This window comes from Streptomyces sp. WAC06614, from assembly GCF_003949795.1.
In the GTDB taxonomy this organism is placed as follows: domain Bacteria; phylum Actinomycetota; class Actinomycetes; order Streptomycetales; family Streptomycetaceae; genus Streptomyces.
The window spans coordinates 1-16557 of record NZ_RPRY01000012.1 but is presented as its reverse complement, the minus strand read 5'-3'; the positions used below and the strand labels follow the sequence as shown (position 1 = coordinate 16557).

The 16557-nt window shown below is 69.2% G+C and carries 13 protein-coding genes; 3 read left to right on the top strand and 10 right to left on the bottom strand.

Annotated elements, in window-relative coordinates; genetic code table 11:
* Nucleotides 1–160: 160 nt before the first annotated feature.
* From EF918_RS03145 to EF918_RS03130, 4 genes are all read right to left on the bottom strand, one after another.
* Nucleotides 161–1723 (bottom strand): MFS transporter, encoded by a 1563-nt coding sequence (locus EF918_RS03145; RefSeq protein WP_125640204.1) that lies wholly within the window; start codon nt 1721–1723, stop codon nt 161–163.
* A gap of 180 nt (nt 1724–1903) precedes the next feature.
* On the bottom strand, nt 1904–3019 hold the full coding sequence (locus tag EF918_RS03140) for an inorganic phosphate transporter (protein ID WP_125640201.1): 1116 nt from the start codon (nt 3017–3019) through the stop codon (nt 1904–1906).
* 155 nt (nt 3020–3174) lie between these two features.
* The gene (locus EF918_RS03135) at nt 3175–5781 is read right to left on the bottom strand and encodes an FAD-dependent oxidoreductase (RefSeq protein ID WP_125640198.1); all 2607 of its coding nucleotides are present in this window, start codon (nt 5779–5781) and stop codon (nt 3175–3177) included.
* Between the two features lies 1 nt (nt 5782).
* On the bottom strand, nt 5783–6265 hold the full coding sequence (locus EF918_RS03130; RefSeq protein ID WP_125640195.1) for a Crp/Fnr family transcriptional regulator: 483 nt from the start codon (nt 6263–6265) through the stop codon (nt 5783–5785).
* 362 nt (nt 6266–6627) lie between these two features.
* On the opposite strand from EF918_RS03130, the gene EF918_RS03125 reads away from it, so the two are divergent.
* Nucleotides 6628–7002 carry an Hpt domain-containing protein gene (locus EF918_RS03125; RefSeq protein WP_125640192.1) on the top strand — a complete coding sequence of 125 codons (375 nt, stop codon included), beginning with the start codon at nt 6628–6630 and terminating at the stop codon, nt 7000–7002.
* A gap of 25 nt (nt 7003–7027) precedes the next feature.
* Here EF918_RS03125 and EF918_RS03120 read toward each other — a convergent pair whose 3' ends face one another.
* Nucleotides 7028–9733, bottom strand: a complete 2706-nt coding sequence (locus tag EF918_RS03120) for a response regulator (RefSeq protein ID WP_125640189.1) — start codon at nt 9731–9733, stop codon at nt 7028–7030.
* Nucleotides 9734–9815: 82 nt separating this feature from the next.
* Nucleotides 9816–10010, bottom strand: coding sequence for a DUF1059 domain-containing protein (locus EF918_RS03115; RefSeq protein WP_125640186.1), 195 nt, complete (start codon nt 10008–10010; stop codon nt 9816–9818).
* Between the two features lie 159 nt (nt 10011–10169).
* On the opposite strand from EF918_RS03115, the gene EF918_RS03110 reads away from it, so the two are divergent.
* Together EF918_RS03110 and EF918_RS03105 are read left to right on the top strand one after the other, a co-directional pair.
* Nucleotides 10170–11231 (top strand): adenylate/guanylate cyclase domain-containing protein, encoded by a 1062-nt coding sequence (locus tag EF918_RS03110; RefSeq protein ID WP_125640183.1) that lies wholly within the window; start codon nt 10170–10172, stop codon nt 11229–11231.
* A gap of 241 nt (nt 11232–11472) precedes the next feature.
* On the top strand, nt 11473–12579 hold the full coding sequence (locus tag EF918_RS03105; RefSeq protein WP_125640180.1) for a hypothetical protein: 1107 nt from the start codon (nt 11473–11475) through the stop codon (nt 12577–12579).
* Here the strand turns inward: EF918_RS03105 and EF918_RS03100 are convergent.
* The 4 genes from EF918_RS03100 to EF918_RS36725 all read right to left on the bottom strand — a co-directional run bounded on the left by EF918_RS03100 (nt 12542) and on the right by EF918_RS36725 (nt 16511).
* Nucleotides 12542–13264 carry a hypothetical protein gene (locus tag EF918_RS03100; RefSeq protein ID WP_125640177.1) on the bottom strand — a complete coding sequence of 241 codons (723 nt, stop codon included), beginning with the start codon at nt 13262–13264 and terminating at the stop codon, nt 12542–12544. The two genes, EF918_RS03105 and EF918_RS03100, sit on opposite strands and share 38 nt — an antisense overlap.
* Nucleotides 13265–13334: 70 nt before the next feature.
* Entirely contained in the window at nt 13335–14582 is a 1248-nt protein-coding gene (locus EF918_RS03095) for a serine hydrolase (protein ID WP_125640174.1), read from the bottom strand.
* A gap of 197 nt (nt 14583–14779) precedes the next feature.
* A complete protein-coding gene (locus EF918_RS03090) occupies nt 14780–15805 on the bottom strand; it encodes a glutamate-cysteine ligase family protein (RefSeq protein WP_125640171.1) in 1026 nt (341 codons plus the stop codon).
* Between the two features lie 127 nt (nt 15806–15932).
* Nucleotides 15933–16511, bottom strand: coding sequence for a hypothetical protein (locus EF918_RS36725; protein ID WP_185921576.1), 579 nt, complete (start codon nt 16509–16511; stop codon nt 15933–15935).
* Nucleotides 16512–16557 lie beyond the last annotated feature (46 nt).

Genomic DNA, 16557 nt, shown 5'->3' with positions numbered 1-16557 from the left:
TCGATGCAGAGCGCCATGTCGCACAAAGCGCGGCACAGCTCCTCGTCACCGGGGTGGCGAAGGTCTTCTGCACGGGAGCGGGCGCGGCCGGCGTCACGTCCTGGTTCTGGGGTCACTTGTGGCACGAGACGAAACTAGGCGCGCGGCGAGGCCCGGGTCATCATCCGTTCGGCGGAGCGGGGGGAGTACGGGGAAGGCACCCCTGGGCGTGGGCGCCTCCCCCTTCGGCCACGGCGCGGGGGGCCTCGCCGTCCGGGCGTACCCCGGGGAGTGCCGGCGCCGGCCCCCGGCGGGAGCCGGTTCCGTTGCGGGCGGTCCGAGGGCCGGCCGAGGGCCGGACGAAGGCGCAGCACACCAGGCCGAGCAGCAGCGCGGCCACGGGGAAGGCCAGGGCCGCCCGGGTGGCGGAGGTGGCGGTGGCACCGAAGTGGGCCTGGAGCAGGGCCCCGGTGACGGCGGTGCCGAAGGCCCCGCCGAGCTGGCGGCTGGTGTTGAAGACCCCGGACGCGGCGCCGACGAGCGACGGGTCCAGACCTCGGGTGGCGATGCCCGCGAGGGGCGCGGAGGCCAGTCCGATGCCGATGCCGGCCGCGAGCAGGGGCAGCATCAGCAGCCCTAGGGCGACGCTCGGGTGCAGCAGCCAGGTCAGCGCGCCGGTGCCCGCCGTGAGCAGGAGGAAGCCGGCCGCTGCGAGGGCACGCGGGCTGGTGGTGGCGGACCACGTGCCCGCTGTGCGTGCGCACAGCGACGCCAGGACGAACATCGGGACGGTGGCCGCGCCCGCCGCGAACGGGCTGTACCCGAGGCCGCTCTGCAGGTAGAGCATCAGGGGCAGGAAGAGGCCGCCCATGGCCAGGCCCAGGGCCGCGACGCCCGCGGCGCCGGCCGAGAAGTCCCGATGGCGGAACAGCCGCAGGGGCAGCAGCGGTTGAGCGGTGTTGCGCCACTGCGACCACAGGAACACCCCCAGGCACAGGGCCGCGAACACGAGCACCGAGGGAATGGTGACCGGTCCGGCGACGGTGCCCCAGTCGTACGCCTCGCCGCTCTGCACCCCGAACAGCAGGGCCGCCAGTCCCAGACCGCTGAGCGCGATGCCCCACGGGTCCAGCCTCCCGCCCGTGCCCGGCCGCCGTTCGGGCAGCAGACGCTGGACGGCGATCCACCCGGCGGTCCCGATCGGCAGGTTGACCAGGAAGATGCCGCGCCAGCCGGTCCAGGCGACCAGCAGCCCGCCGACCACCGCCCCCGCGGCCATGGCCGCGCCGCCCACCGCGCCCCAGACCCCCAGGGCGCGGCCGCGCTGCTCGGCCGGGAACAGGTGGACGATCAGCGCCATGGTCTGCGGTCCGACCAGCGCCGCGCCCAGCCCTTGGACGGCCCGGCCGGCGATGAGCACCCCGGTGGTCGGGGCCAGCGCGCAGGCCAGCGAGGCCAGGACGAAGACCGCCAGTCCGGTCAGGAGCATGCGCCGGGGGCCGTAGCGGTCGCCGAGCCGGCCGGCGAGGACCAGGGGGACGGCGTAGCAGAGGGCGTACGCGCTGGTGACCCAGACCGCCGCGTCGAGGGACGCCCCCAAGGACTGGCGGATGTCGGGGACGGCCACGGTCACGATGGTGGCGTCCAGGCAGATCATGAAGAAGCCGAGGCAGAGGACCCACAGCGTCGCCCGGGAGGCCGTGGCCGAGCCGGCGGCCGGGGGTTCGTGCAGCAGGCTCGGCACTCTCGCTCCCCACTTCCTTGTCCTCTCGGTCCGCCACGGCCATGCTCGCGTCCCCGTTCCGGGTGCGGGAACCACCGATCGACCCCCACGGCGGGGGAGCTTGCGGAGGTAAGGGCAACGACGTGGCACCGCGGGGACCTCACCACGGCCCTGCCGGTCCCGGCGCGCCCGTGACGGGTCCTACGGGTCGGCGGTCACGGTGGCCGCGGTGACCGCGTCGCGGCGGGCGAGGCGGCGCACCGTCACCGCCGAGCCGGCCAGCACGGCCAGGGTCAGTACCTCGCCCCCCAGGCCCCGTGCGGTGAGGAGCTCGGCCGCGGACGCGATCACGGCGGTGGCCGGGAGGGTCAGCAGCCAGAAGCAGCTCATCACGGCGAGGCGCCGCCATTGGACCCCTGCGCCCGTACGTCCCGCTCCGGTCCCGGCGACCGCGCCCGTCACCACGTGGGTCGTGGACAGCGGGAAGCCGAGCCGGGAGGAGGCCAGGACGACCGCGGCGGACGCCGTCTGGGCGGCAAAACCCTGCTCGGGCCGGACCTCGGTGACGCCACGGCCCAGGGTCCGGATGATGCGCCAGCCCCCGCAGTACGTGCCCACCGCCATGGCGGTCGCCGAGGCCGCGACCACCCACAGCGGAGGGGCCGATCCGGCCGGCAGGAGGTGCGCGGTGACGAGGGTGAGGGTGATCACGCCCATGGTCTTCTGGGCGTCATTGGTGCCGTGGGCCAGGGAGAGCATCCCGGCGGAGGCGATCTGTCCGGCCCGGTAGCCCCGGGCCCGGCTGCGCTCGGTGGTCCGGGCCGCCGCCCGGACGGTGATCCGGGTCGCGACCCAGGCTGCGGCGCCCGCGACGAACGGTGAGAGGGCCATCGGGACCAGCACGGTGGCGAGGACCGCGCCGGCGTTCACGCCGTGCGGCCCCACCGAGGTCACCGTGGCTCCGACGAGGCCGCCCACCAGCGCGTGCGTGGAGCTGGAGGGGATGCCCCGCCACCAGGTGAGCAGGTTCCACACGATCGCGCCGGCGAGGGCCGCGAGGACGACGTCCGGCCGTACCCCGTCCGAGGCGCGGAGAAGACCGCCGGAGAGGGTCTGCGCGATCGTGACGGAGAGGGTGGCGCCGATCAGGTTGCAGACGGCGGACAGGACGACGGCCGCGCGGGGGCCGAGCGCACCGGTGGTGATCGTGGTGGCGACCGCATTCGCGGCGTCGTGGAAACCGTTCGTCACGTCGAACAGCAGAGCCACCACGAGCACGGCACCGACGACGATGACGAGATCAGTTGGAATGCCCACGTCTGTCGACCCTAGGCGAGAATCCTGGGGCCGATGCCGGACTGCCGCACATCAGGGCCGGTCGGCGGACGGCGCCCGGGCACGCCACCCGGCGGAGCGGTGGAGCGGCGACCCACCGCCCGATCCCCCGATCGACGGGCGGCCCGGACCAGGGGTCACGACAGGACACTCAGGTCACCGCGCCGCAGACTGTCGAGTTCCGCACTCATGTCGCGGTGTTCCTTCACGGCTTCACTCAATTCCGTGACGCCTTCGACGCTGTGGCCGAGGAGAATCGCGCCCTCCAACCGCCCATCGACTACGACGAGCTTCGTATAGCGCTTTTCCATTCGGTCCTCGTGCACCATTATTTCTTCACCCGGCATCCCGGAGCTCTCGATGCGACCGCAGGAAAGAACGTCTATTCCTGCCACCTTCAAAACGGCCACAGGCACCGCCCCGGCAAACTTGCGCACGCCTCCGGCTATCACCTCTCCCGCCACTTCGGCCTGTTCCACGGCCGTGGGCCACAGCCCGAATATCTTTCCATCGAATTCCGCAGCATCCCCTACGGCGTAGATCGATGGATCGCTCGCGCACATCGAGTCGTCCACGACCACGCCCCGGGCCACCTCGAGACCGGCTTCCTGCGCGAGCCTGACGTCCGGCAGGATTCCCGCAGCGATCAGCATCATCTCGGCCGGCACTGAACGGCCGTCCTCGAGGAGGACCCGTTCCAGTCGTCCGTCACCCAGCAGTCGCAGACACGTCGCATTCACCAGTACGGTCAGCCCGAGCCCTTCGAGGTACGCCTGCAGCAACTGGGCGGCGCGCAGGTCGAGCTGGCGGCGCAGAAGTCGTTCGCCCCGCTCGAGGACCGTCACGTCAAGGCCGATCTTCGACAGGGCGACCGCGGCCTCGAGACCGAGGAGCCCACCGCCGGCCACGGCCGCCCTGTCGCATCCGTTCTTCTGGGAGTACTCGCGGATCGAGAACGCATCACCGGCGCTGCGCAGCGTGAACGACCCCGGGATCCCGTACCCCTCGAGTGTGGGGACGAAAGCCTGCGCCCCGGTCGCGAGCACGAGTCGGTCGTATGCCAGCACCTCACCGGTGCCCAGAGCGACGGTCCGCTCCTCACGGTCGATACGCACGGCCCGTGTGTTCAGCCAGGCGGTGATATGGCGATCCTCGTACCACGAATCGGGAAGAAGCGTCAAACCAGACATGGCGGAGCGTCCGTAGATGATGCGCGATATTCCCATCCGGTTGTACAGCGGATACGGCTCGGCCGCGATCACGTCTATCGAGCAGGTCGGGTGGCGGCGGCGAAGATGGTCCGCCGTGGTGATCCCGGCGATCCCGTTTCCCAAGATCACGACGCTCTTGACAGATGCGTCACACACGAAGTCTTCGACGCGCCGAACCCTTCGAGAGCTGTCTTCGTCGGGCTCGATGCTCATCGTGACCGGACCCTTGAGCCGCGCACTGCACGCCATGCGGGTGGTGTCGGCGAGCCCGAGACGGTCGAGCGTGCCCCTTTCTTCACGACTCACTTCGGAGAGGTTCTCCATACCCTCGACGATGCAAATCGGATCGGCACCGCACACGCCCATTCGGCAGCCTGCTTCAAGCTTGATGCCGGAACCCTCCACCACCTCCAGCAGTGGCTGATTGAGTTTGGCAAGGATGCGCGTCCCGTGGGGTTCGATCGTCACTTCCGCTGTCTCCTGCTGTGCACCTGCGATGGCGGTCAGAGCCCCCGCTCCGCCGAAGCGAACCGACTCCGTCGACGGCGCCTCATCCGTGAGGAACACTGATTCCTTCCTCACCGAACGCCAGACGAAGGATGCGGCAAACGCAAAAGCTGCCAGGCGTATGATCCAGATCGAGAAATGATCGGGATCGCCGAAGACGGATCCGGCAAGCACCCGGGAGGCCCACCAGTAGAAGAGGACGATCGCAGCCGCCGCATACAGGGCCGTCAGCTTGGCGTCCGACATCACCCGCATGGTGCGCAGGACCATGAAGAGCCCCACGCTGGCGGCCAGTGCCAGAAGGAAGCGGGCATAGACTTCGACCGCAGAAGCCCCCGAGGGGCTCGTGAAATAGGCCAGAACAACCCCCGGAAACACGCCTGCAAATATCAGCCTCAATCCGGCCCAGCGCTCGTCCTCGTCATTGACATCGGCCAGCCACGCTATTTTCGGATTGAAATCGTAGCAGTTCTTGGTGCACCCCACACAGGGTCTGCAGTGCGAGTTCGGGACAGTTGCCAGCGGGGTCTGCCCGTACAGCCGCTGCACCGGCAGCATGGGGCAGACGGAAGAGCACCAGCCGCTCTTCCCCTTCAGCACCACACCCCCGACCAGCGCCCCGACAAAAGCAACCCCTATGCCGGCAGCCGTAGCCGGGCCATTGTCGTCGAAAATGAGCGGGCGCGACGCGACGGCAGCCAGGAAGAGGGCCATACCGACGGCCGGTGCGTAGTTCTTCCACCAGGCCGGCGCGGTGCGGGAGAAGCTGAGGCCGGCGCGTCGGGGAACTTGGTTGACCGCCGCAGCCGGACAGAGATTGCGCCACAGTCCGGGCACCAAGAGCCATACGAGAGGGAGGCACGGCACGACGATCCCCCACCACACCCTCAGCCCCCACCGCGGCTCCACCAGCAGGGCCACGACGAGGGCCACCAGACCTGCCACCGAAGCAAGGCGGCCCACGTCCCAGAGCCATCGGGGTACTCGGGTCGGCATGTGCAGGTAGCTCGGGAATGCCGTGCTCATCTCATGCACTCCCGCTCTGGTTGATGAGTTCGGTGGCCGACCGCAGACGCATCGCCAGGACCCGTGCGATGGCGATGAGAACCCTCCGACCCAACTCGGGTTCGTGCGCCGCCAGGACCTCGAACGCCTCCATGCTGAGGCGCAGCGCCTCGCATTCGCTCAGCGCCACCAGACTCAGGGACCTCGGACCACCGTCGATGAACGAGACCTCACCGAGAACCGATGGCGCGTCGATTTCCTTGAAGGGCGACTTCTGGCCCGGCAGGACCACCCCGACGAGGCCCTTTGTCAGAAGGTACAACGACTGATCACCGGCGCCTGCTTCCATGAGAGCGCTGCCCGGGGAATATCGCCGCGCCTCGGAGTACTTGGCAAGTCTGGCCCAGTCCGAGTCCGGAAGGTCCGCCAGAAAACGCACGTCACCATATTTTTCGCGGGCGGTCGATTCTCCATAGTCGAAGTATCGCGAGGAAATATTACGCATGCTTTTTCCTGACGCCGGAGAGGGAGGATCGAGATGACGTCCGACCTCCTCTTTTTCGCAGGAGAATTTTCCCCCAATTCGATTCTCCACCCAGCCCGGCCGGATCGCTACTTCGGCCTGGATCGTTCGCCTGCCCGTCTGCGTGGGCGAGGAGCACGAACCGTCCCCGGACCGTGCGGTGGGCGCCTCACCACTGTCGGCACACCTCGGCGGACGTGGGGCAGCAGCCCGGCCGTCCACCGGTCGAGTTCGAACGGATCACGAGCGACGCGTGCCGACCGCATTCACCGGCACCGGATCGTGTAAGGAGGTCTCAGCCATTCCCACCGCGCCCGCACCGACGAGAAGCACCGGAGGCCGCCATGTCCGCCGCGCCCGTCCTGAACCCTGCGACCGTCCAGGAACTGGTCGATTCGCTCGATGCCGAGTTTGCGGTGCAACTGATCGACACGTTCTTGACGGATTCACCTGACCTGGTCTCGGACATTCACGACGGCCTCCGCGACGGAGACGTGGAACGCGTGCGCCGCGCCGCCCATACGCTCAAGTCCCACAGCTGGACGTTCGGGCTGGAGCAGCTGGCCCCGCTCTGCCAGGACCTGGAGAACCTTGCCGCCGCCGGCAGGCTGACCGACGCCGATCCTCTCGCCCACCGTGTCGACATCGCTTACCCGCCGGCCCGCGATGCCTTGGAGGCCGCCCGAGCGGACCTTTCCCGCGGCCTGCCGTCAGCCTGACCCGATGCGAGCCCGTGGCTCCGGCTCATTCGGATCCCGGGTCAGCGGTACCGCCGCCGGGAGGGAGACCGCGTTCTCGATAGCGTCCCAAGGCACTGCGAAGGTCGTTCAACCGAACAGGCTTGCTCAGGTAGTCGTCCATCCCGGCGGCGATGCAGAGTTCCCGGTCCCCTTTCATGGCATTCGCCGTCATGGCAATGATGTAGGGCCGGTCACCGCCGTACTCTCGATGGATTCGGCGCGAGGCTTCCAGGCCGTCCATCTCCGGCATGTGCACATCCATGAACACGACGTCGTACCGGTGGCGCTGCATGCACTCCAGTACCTTCAGCCCGTTGTCCGCAACGTCCGCCGCATACCCGATCTTTTCCAGCATGCGCAAGGCGAGCTGTTGGTTGACCATGTTGTCCTCCGCCAGGAGGACGTGGAGATCGTCCGTGGGTTTCTCGGGCTCCTCAGCAGCGGAGGAGGAGAGGGAGGACGGTGCGGTTTCTGCATCGCGTCGAATCAGCGCAGCCAGGAGGGTGTTGTAGAGCTGCGAAGCCCTGATCGGCTTGCTGAGGCAGGATACGAAATGCTGAGCATCCGCCTCCTTCGCTCCGCTGACAGAGGTCAGCAGCACCAACGGAAGACTGCCCTCGTCCCGGTGTCGTCTGATGTGCAGGGCCAGCTCGACGCCGTCCATCTTCGGCATCTGGAAGTCGAGTATGCCGATGTCGAAGGGGTCTGCGCCCGCTATCCACTTCAGCGCCTCCGCCGGGGAACCCGTGGTACGGACGATCATCCCCCAGGATTCGGCCTGGCGCGTGAGGATCATACGGTTCGTGGCATTGTCGTCGACGGCGAGGAGGCGTTTTCCTCGTAGCCCGTCATTCACCCCTGCCGGTACACGGACCGTCCGGCTCGTCACGGCCTCGGCGCGAATCGTGCAGTGAAAGGTGGAGCCGACGCCCTCTACGCTCTCGGCCCACATGCGACCCCCCATGAGACCCGCGAGCCGGTTGCTGATGGCCAGCCCCAGGCCCGTGCCACCGTAACGGCGAGTCGTCGACTGGTCGACCTGGCTGAAGGATCGGAACAGCTTGTCCATCCGATCCGGAGGTATGCCGATACCGGTGTCGCGCACGGTGAAATGGAGGCATCCGTCACTCGGTGCGGCAGTCAGGACCACCTCGCCGGCATCGGTGAATTTCAGCGCGTTTCCCAGCAGGTTGATGATGATCTGACGGAGGCGGACCTCGTCGCCCACTATGGCTTCAGGGGTGCCCGGATCGATCACGCAGGCGAGCTCGAGGCCTTTTTCTTCCGCCCTTCTCGCCAACGTCTCGCAGGCGGACTCCAGGCATTCGCGCAGATCGAACTCCCTTTGTTCAAGTTCGAGCTTCCCGGCCTCGATCTTCGAAAAGTCCAGGATGTCCTCGATGATGACCAGCAGACTGTCACCGCTCTTGGCAATGGTCTGCGCGAACGTGCGTTGATCATCGGTGAGATCCGTGTCGAGCAGTAGTTCGGTCATGCCGATGACGGCATTCATCGGTGTACGAATTTCGTGGCTCATGGAGGCCAGGAACGCGCTCTTCGCCTGGCTGGCCGACTCCGCGAGATCCCTGGCCCGCTCCAACCCCCTGCCTGCGCGCACCCGCTCGGCGACCCATCCGATCTGAGTACCGATGTCCGCGATCATGTGCAGTATTTCGTCTGCGGGCTGTTCCGTGTCGCGGGAAAGGAATTCCAGCACGCCGATCGCTTCGCCATGGGTCTGGATGGGTAGCCACGTCGCTGTGCGCAGTCCCAGGCTCCGGTCCGGATCCCGGCGGAGGTGGTCCGGGCCCGCCTCGATGTCGGGGACCCAGATCGGCCGCCGCTCCAGCAGGACCCGCCCGGGTACGCCCACGCCCGGCAGGAACGTGAGCTCCTCGCTTCGGCGACGGAACTCGAGTGTCGCATCGCCCCCTTCGTCGTGCCATATCCGCGCCGAGGCCAGTACGGGGGGTGATGCGTCCGCGGCGAGGAGATAGGCGTGCCCGATCGTCCAGCCCGTGGTTTCGCAGACTCTGCGGAGGGCGATCGCCAGGACGTCCTCGACGGAGCTCGCCTGATTGGCGGCGGCCGTGATTTCACGAAGAAGCTCCGCCGTACGAAGCAGACTTTCGATCCGCTCTTTTTCCTCTTCGACCTGTTGATTGCGTGACCGCAGTTCTTCGAAGAGGCGCGAATTCTCTATCGCGATCATCGCCTGATCGGCGAACGTTTCCAGGAGGTGGATCTGGTGGTCGGTGAACGGGCGAGGCTCGTGCCGCCACAGCTGCAGGGCGCCGAAGGGGGACCCTGCACGGAAGATGGGAACCGCGAGCAAGGAACGGAACCCGGACAGCCGTGCCGCCTCATGGTCGAAATCAGGGTCTTCCAGGGCGTCAGGGATATGGATGGTCCGATGCTCGAGAGCGACCCGCCCGACAAGGCTTCCCCGCCCCGGCTCCGGTGGATACAGGTCGAACCTGGCGATGAACCCCTGATCGGCGCGACAGAGCTGGATGGCGCTGTTCACCACGGTCTTGAGGATCTCGGGGAGGCTGGCACCCGATCTGCTGATCACCTTGAGGATCTCGCCCGTCGAGGCCTGCTGCTCCAGCGCCTCGCTGAGCGTCAGCTCCGGCTCGTGGTCGTCCCAGGGCCCCGCGGCGGCAGCTCCGGGTCCCGTGCGGCCCCCCGTACCTCGGTGCTTGTCCACAACGGCACCCTGTCCTGATCATGCGTGAGCGGAGTTCTCGCCCCGTCACGTGGACATCGTCGCCAGCGGTTCAGCCTCACGTTCAGGCGTCGACCTGGACGTACTCGATGTGCTTCCGGACGGTTTCGACCAGGTCGGGGGTCGGCGTCAGGCCGTGCACCCCCGCATGCTCGGCGACCTGCTCCATGAGTTTCTCCTCGCTGTCCGCGATCATGACGTGCGTGCAGCCGGACATCGGGATCACCTTGGGGCATTCGAGCTTGAGTTGGGTCGGCATTTCGACCTCCCCTTTCTCACCGATGGACGGAGCCGGCCTGGAATTGTGGCCGTAAGGGCCAATAATTATACCGGTCCTCGTGCGACGACGGCATGTGCTACCGCCCTGGACGCCGGCGGCCCGTAGTATCCGTCTTCGGGCAGCAGAGGGAGGTACCTCGTGGCGGGCAAGGCAGTCGTCCTGGTCGCGGACGATGACGCGGTGACCCGGATACTGCTGTCCCGGCTCGTCGAGCAGGAGGGGAACGAGGTCGTCACCGCGGCGACCGGGCGCGAGGCGTGCGATCTCCTCGCAAGCGTCCCCGTCGACATCGTACTGCTCGATATCGAGATGCCGGATCTGGACGGCTTCGACGTCCTGCGTTTCGTGCGGAACAATCCGAACACGAATGATCTCCCTGTGGTCATGGTGTCCGCGCTCGAAGACCTGGAAAATGTGGTCCGCGCGATCGAGATGGGTGCGGACGACTATCTCTCGAAGCCGGTGAACAGAACGCTGTTGCGCGCCCGCCTGAATTCCAGCCTGAACCGCAAGCGGCTGAAGGACCTGGAGCACCGCCGGGTCCGCGACCGGTTCGCCCGGTTCGTTCCCGAGCCGGTCGTGGACGAGATGCTGGCCGATCTCGACGCCGGCCTGCGCCTGGGCGGCGAGCGACGGTTCGTCACCGTGATGTTCAGTGACCTCCGAGGATTCACCTCATGGGCCGAGACCCGCCCGCCCGATCTGGTCATCGAGGTACTGAACCGATACCTCGGGGCGATGAGCGACGTGATCCTCGACCACGGCGGCACCCTGGTCTCTTACCTGGGCGACGGCATCATGGCGGTCTTCGGAGCACCGCTGGAGCAGTCCGACCACGCAGAATCCGCAGCCAGAGCGGCCCGTGCGATGGTGATGACCGCCCTGTCGGGCTTCAACGCCTGGCTGTCCGACCGGGGCGTCGGGGGCCCGTTCCGCATGGGCATCGGGCTGAACAGCGGTCCCGTGATGTCGGGAACGGTGGGATCCGAGCGCCGCCTCGAGTACGCCGCCGTGGGCGACACCACCAACACCGCCTCACGGCTGGAACAGCTCACCAAAGAGCTCGGGCACAGCATTCTGCTGGCCGACTCGACGCGACGACTTCTGCCTGACGACGTGTACGGCTTGATCCCGGTCGGCGCGGTGGCGTTGCGCGGGCGGATCGAGCCGGTCGAGGTGTTCGCCCTGGGATCCTCCTGAGCGCGACGCCGCGACCAGCCCCGGGCCCCTCACCACTGCTGCACGATGTGCCGCCCGAAAGGGCATCAGGGGCACATCGACTCTTCTATAGGCTGACCGGACCCTGCCTGGACAACTCATCGCTCCCACCGGGGACATGGCAGGCCTGAATCGCCTTGGAACGAAGGACGTCGTCTTGACCGACCATGCAGGATTAGAGCACCCCCTGCCCGAGCTCCCTCCTGATCTCGTTCATCAGGTCATGGAGAGGCTGCCGCTCGAGGACCGGGGCCGCTGGGCGCGGACCGAGAAGGGCATGCACGGGTTCCCGGCATCTCAGCTGCCGCGCACACCCGCCGGGCAGCTGCAGGGCCTCAGCAGCCGGACCGACCTCCCCTACCGCACCATCTACACCCAGAGCGAACTGACGGCGTCCCTCGCGGAGCGCGGTGTCCTCCGCTTCGCGCCCGGAGGGGGCGGTGAGGCGGAGCACCTGACCCTCGACCGCAGCGCCGCTCGCGGACCGGTCCACCTGTACGGGGGACTCGACCGCGAACCCCTGGCCGTGTTGGACGACGGTGCGGTCGACGCCCTCGACGGAGCTGTCATCACCCTCATGAACGGAGGCAACGTCAGCCTCAGGGACGGTGCCACCGTGACGCAGATGAACGGCGGGTACTGCACCGTCATGCACGGCGGGACCGTCGTCGACGTCATCGCCGGGACCGTGCACTGCCAGAGCGGCGGGGTCATCAGCAACAAGCGGAACAAGAGCCTGTCGAACGTCACGGACGGAACCGTCGAGCACTTGTACGACGGGGATGCCGTTCTGGAAGGACAGTCGTCCTGTTCCGTCGTGCACGACGGCAGCCTGTGGGCCTGGGGCGGCACCACCGTGGGCGAGGTGATCGGCGGGGACGTCCACCTCCGCGACACCAGTCACCTCCTGTCCGTCCGCGGCGGACACATCATCTCCGCCAGCACCACCCCGATCGCCCACGTGTCCGGTGGACATGCCGACCTCCAGGCAGGAGCCTGCGTCCGGGCCGTCGACGGCGGAAGCGTCCACGCCTTCCCGGGATCCGCAGTCCACTCGGCCACCGGCGGCGTCATCGTGGTCGACGACCAAGCCGTGCTGCACCACGCGGCGGGCAACGCCGTGGTCTACGCCCGAGCCGGCTCCACCGTCACCGTCGACGGTGACGCGCAGGTCCAGGCCGATCACGGCTCCACCGTCATCGTCCATGGCAACGCGCGTGTCCATGCCCACGGCCAGGCGACCGTCGTCGCCCACGGGGGCACCGTCCACCTGTACGGCACCCAGGTGGACCTCACCGACCACGGCGCCACCGTCGTCCAGGAAACCTGAGCCGGCCCTGCGGGTGCTGCTCCTTCGCCCGTGCGGCGGCGAGCCTCTTGCGCTCCTGCTCCGCCCAGGCGTCCGAGTCGATGCGCTTGCGGTAGACCTGGGCCGGCTCCGCCGCGCCCAGGTGCACCGTCCACAGCCACAGCAGGGCGGACAGCACGAAGAAGAAGCACGCCACTGCCAGGTAGGAGCCGATCTCCTCGGACTCCGGAACGCCTTCCTCGTGCAGAAAGTCCGGGACGCCGGAGACGAGCGTCTTCACCCACCACGCGAGCGCGGCGTTGAACAGGGCGAAGGAGATCCAGTACGCGACGCGCACGCTCTTCGCGGGGCCGCTCAGTTCGCCCAGGAGCAGCAGGCGCCGCAGTGAGACCGGTCGTGCCCGGTGGTCCTCCTCCGCTTCCGCCCTGGCACGGCGCACCGAGGCGTAGCAGTCGTCCAGCCAGCGGCCCGGTTCCGGGTCCGGCGGTGGCGCCGGGCCGGCGGTCGGCATCCGCTCCCTGGCCTGGATCCAGCCGGCGATGAACTGGACCTCCAGTTGGGCCTTCTCCAGCCGGCGGCGGTAGTGGTGATCGGCGCTGCGCGCCTCGCGGCGGTCCCGGATGAGGAGGCTGGCCCCACCCACCAGGCCGCTGATCACGGGCACGAAGAAGGGGGCGAACTGCACCAAGGTGTCCATGACAGCCACCGCGCGCGCCTCCTCACTCCCCCAGCATCGCACCACGGTCGCCCGCGGCACCGATGAACGCCCCCGCTGTTCAGTGCTGTTCCTCGCCGGTCTGCGCCGGGGACGGCAGGCCCCAGACGTGGGTCGGCGTGGCGATGGTGGTGACGGCCTTCGCCACCTGGGTGCTCAGCGAGCCACCGCGGTCGATGTCGGAGGTGACCAGGACGACGAGGACGGCCCCGCCGCCGTCGCGTGCCCTCGCGGGCAGCCCTGCGGCGACCGTTTCGTAGCCGGGCAGCTCACCGTTGTGCCCGAGCCAGCCGTCGACCTCGGCGATGCCCAGACCGTAGGAGACCCCGGGAAGGCCGATCGGCCGGGTGCGCAGCCGCGCGGCCTGCGTCGCGGGTTCCAGCAGTGAGCCGCCGATCAGGGCCGGGACCCAGGTGTGCAGGTCCTCCAGGTCGGAAGTCATCGCCCCGGCGGCCCAGGCCCAGGACGGGTTCCAGTCGGTGGCGTCGGTGACGGCGCCGCGGGGGGCGAAGGTCGTGTAGCCGTGGGCGTGGGGGGAGGGGAAAGCGGCGTCGGTGGGCAGGGCGGTGGAGGACAGGTCCAGCCGGTCGAACACCTGCTTCCGCAGGTAGTCGGACAGCGACTGTCCCGACACCTTCTCCACCAGCAGGCCGAGCAGCACCGTGTTGGTGTTGCTGTACTGCCATCTCGTGCCCGGCGGGAAGTTCGGCGGGTGCGCGAAGGCGCGCTCCAGCAGTTGGCGCGGGGTGTACGACCGGTGCGGGTCGGCGCGCAGCGAGGCGAGGAGCTTCGGATCGTTGGTGTAGTCGTAGAGCCCGCTGCGCATGGCGGCGAGCTGGCGCACGGTGATGCGGTCACCGCCGGGGACCCCGCCGACGTACTTCGCGATCGGATCGTCGAGGCGGACCCGGCCGCGGTCGACGAGCTGGAGGACTCCGGTGACGGTGAAGGTCTTCGTGACGCTGCCGATCCGCGTGCGCATGTCGACCTCGAGCGGGGTGCGGGTCCGGGTGTCGGCGACGCCGAAGGACTTCACGTACTGTCCGCGTCCCGGCAGCCACAGGCCGACGGTCACCCCGGGGACGCCCGTTCTCCGCATCACCGCCTGGATGGCGGCGTCGAGCTGCCGTACGGTGCCGGGGTCGAGCTGCGACCGTACGGAGCCGGCCGTGGCGCTGGAGGTGACCGTCCCGTCGGGTGGCGCGGGGGCGCCCACGGCGCCGCCTGCGAGCAGGAGCAGCAGGGCGGCGGCGCCGGCGGACACCACGCCGGGCCGACGGGCCGGACGGGCGGAACGGAGGATGGGCATGGCAGTCACCTCTGGTCCCCGAGACCCCGAGTGCCGTCCGTCCCAGCGTAGACCGTGCCCGTCCCGGTCTCCCTTCCGTCGGGGTCACTCGGTCCGGACGTCCACGACGGTTCACGGGATGATCTTCAGGAGCATCCGATCCGCGCGACGCGGTCGTCCTCGGACCCGCACCGGGACGGCCGGCGACGGGCAGGCGGTCAGGGTCGCGGGTCCGAGGGGCGGGGCGCGGTGGTGGCGATCAGGTGGTCGACGACATCGGTGAGGTGGCCCCGGCGGTGATGGGCCGCGCGCTGGGCCTCGGCGCGGCTGCCCTCGGTGCGGAGGCGGGACCAGAGGGTGTGGACGAGGGCGGAGTCGCCGTGGTCGTGCAGGGCGGGTCGTAGCCGGGCGAGCAGCCGGTCGACCTGGGCGGCGGCGGGGGTGAGGCGGCCGGTGTCAGGGTCGACGGCGAGGCCGGTGATGCCGTCGCGGGCCGCGTGCCAGCAGGCGGCCCTCAGGAGTTCGGGAGACGGCCGCGGAGGCCGTTCCCCGGCCCGGACGGCAGTCAGGGCGGTCGCGGTCAGGGCTCTGACGATGCCGGCCAGCAGGACGGTGTCGTCCGGCGTGGCCGTCGCATCGGCGGCCCGGAACTCCAGGGTGGGCAGGTGGTGGGACGGCCGGATGTCCCAGTAGAGGCCGCCGCGGTCCAGGACGGTGCCGGTGGCCAGGAAGCCGGCGACGAGGTCCTCGAAGTGGGAGGAGGACTCGAAGTACGGCGGCGGGCCCGAGACCGGCCAACGCCCCCAGGTGGTGGTGCGCCAGCTCGCGTACCCGGTGTCCCGCCCCGCCCAGTACGGCGAGTTGGCCGACAGGGCGACGAGGACGGGGGTACCGGAGGAGACGATGCGCAGCCCCTGGCGCGCGGCGGCCTGCGCCAGGGCGTGCCGGGTGCTGCGGATCTGGTCGGCGAGGTCGGCGAGTCGGGTGTGGGGGTCGGTACGGGTCTCGACCTGGTACCGCGTGAGCTCCGGCCCGACACGGTCACCGAGGTCCGGGGCGGCTTCGGCGACGACCTTCTCGGCCTCGGCACGCAGCTCACGGGTGACGGGGTCGACGAGGAGGAACTCCTCCTCGACCCCGACGGTGAGCGGGCCGAGCGGGGCGGCGGTGTGCGGTGTCCGGCCGGGCCCAGGGTCGGATGCGGGTGCGGGTGCGCCGGCCGGCGTGTGCCCTGCATGCGTCATGGCGGCCATGCTGACACGGGCGCCGGGCCCGGGGCAGCAGGCGTAACGGGCCATGGCCCGGACCTGCCCGGTCGTACGCGGCACGCGCCGGCGGAGCGCCCGGCCCGGCCGAACCGGGCCCAGCGGGTCAGCAGCGGGCGAGGGTGCCGCCGTCGAGGGTCGACTTGTCGCCGAACACCCAGCCTTCGGTGTTCGTGCCGGCGATCCGGGCGTAGATCCACTTGTTGGCATGGGCGTTGGTCACGTAGCAGTGGTAGTAGATCTTGGTGCCCGACTTGACCTCGGTCACGTAGGAGCACTCCGCGTACGGTCCGGTGTAGAGGTGGGTGCCCTGGGACGTCTTGCCGTAGCCGTCGCTGCGGTTCGAGTGGGCCCAGCCGGTGCATGCCGTCGAGACCGGCGTGGGCTCCTTCACCGTGGAGCCGGGTGCCGGCTTGGGAGAGGCGGCCGGGGGGCCGGACGGTTTGTCGGACGCGGTGGGGGGCGTCGTGCCGGGGACGGCGCCGTGGTTCTCGTCCTTCGACGGGGTGCGGGACGCTGCCTCGCCGGGGCCGAGGGAGGACAGGTTGCCCGGGGAGAGCGGGTCGGTGGTCGTCGTCGACGTGGGGAGGGTCGTCGTCGGCCCGCCTGCGGCCCGGTCGACGCCTCGCGTGTCCATGAGCGCGTAGACGATTCCGCCCGAGGTGAGGACGGTGGCGGCGGCCACCGTCCTCACCTCGGGCGGAATCGTCTACGCGCTCATGGACACGCGA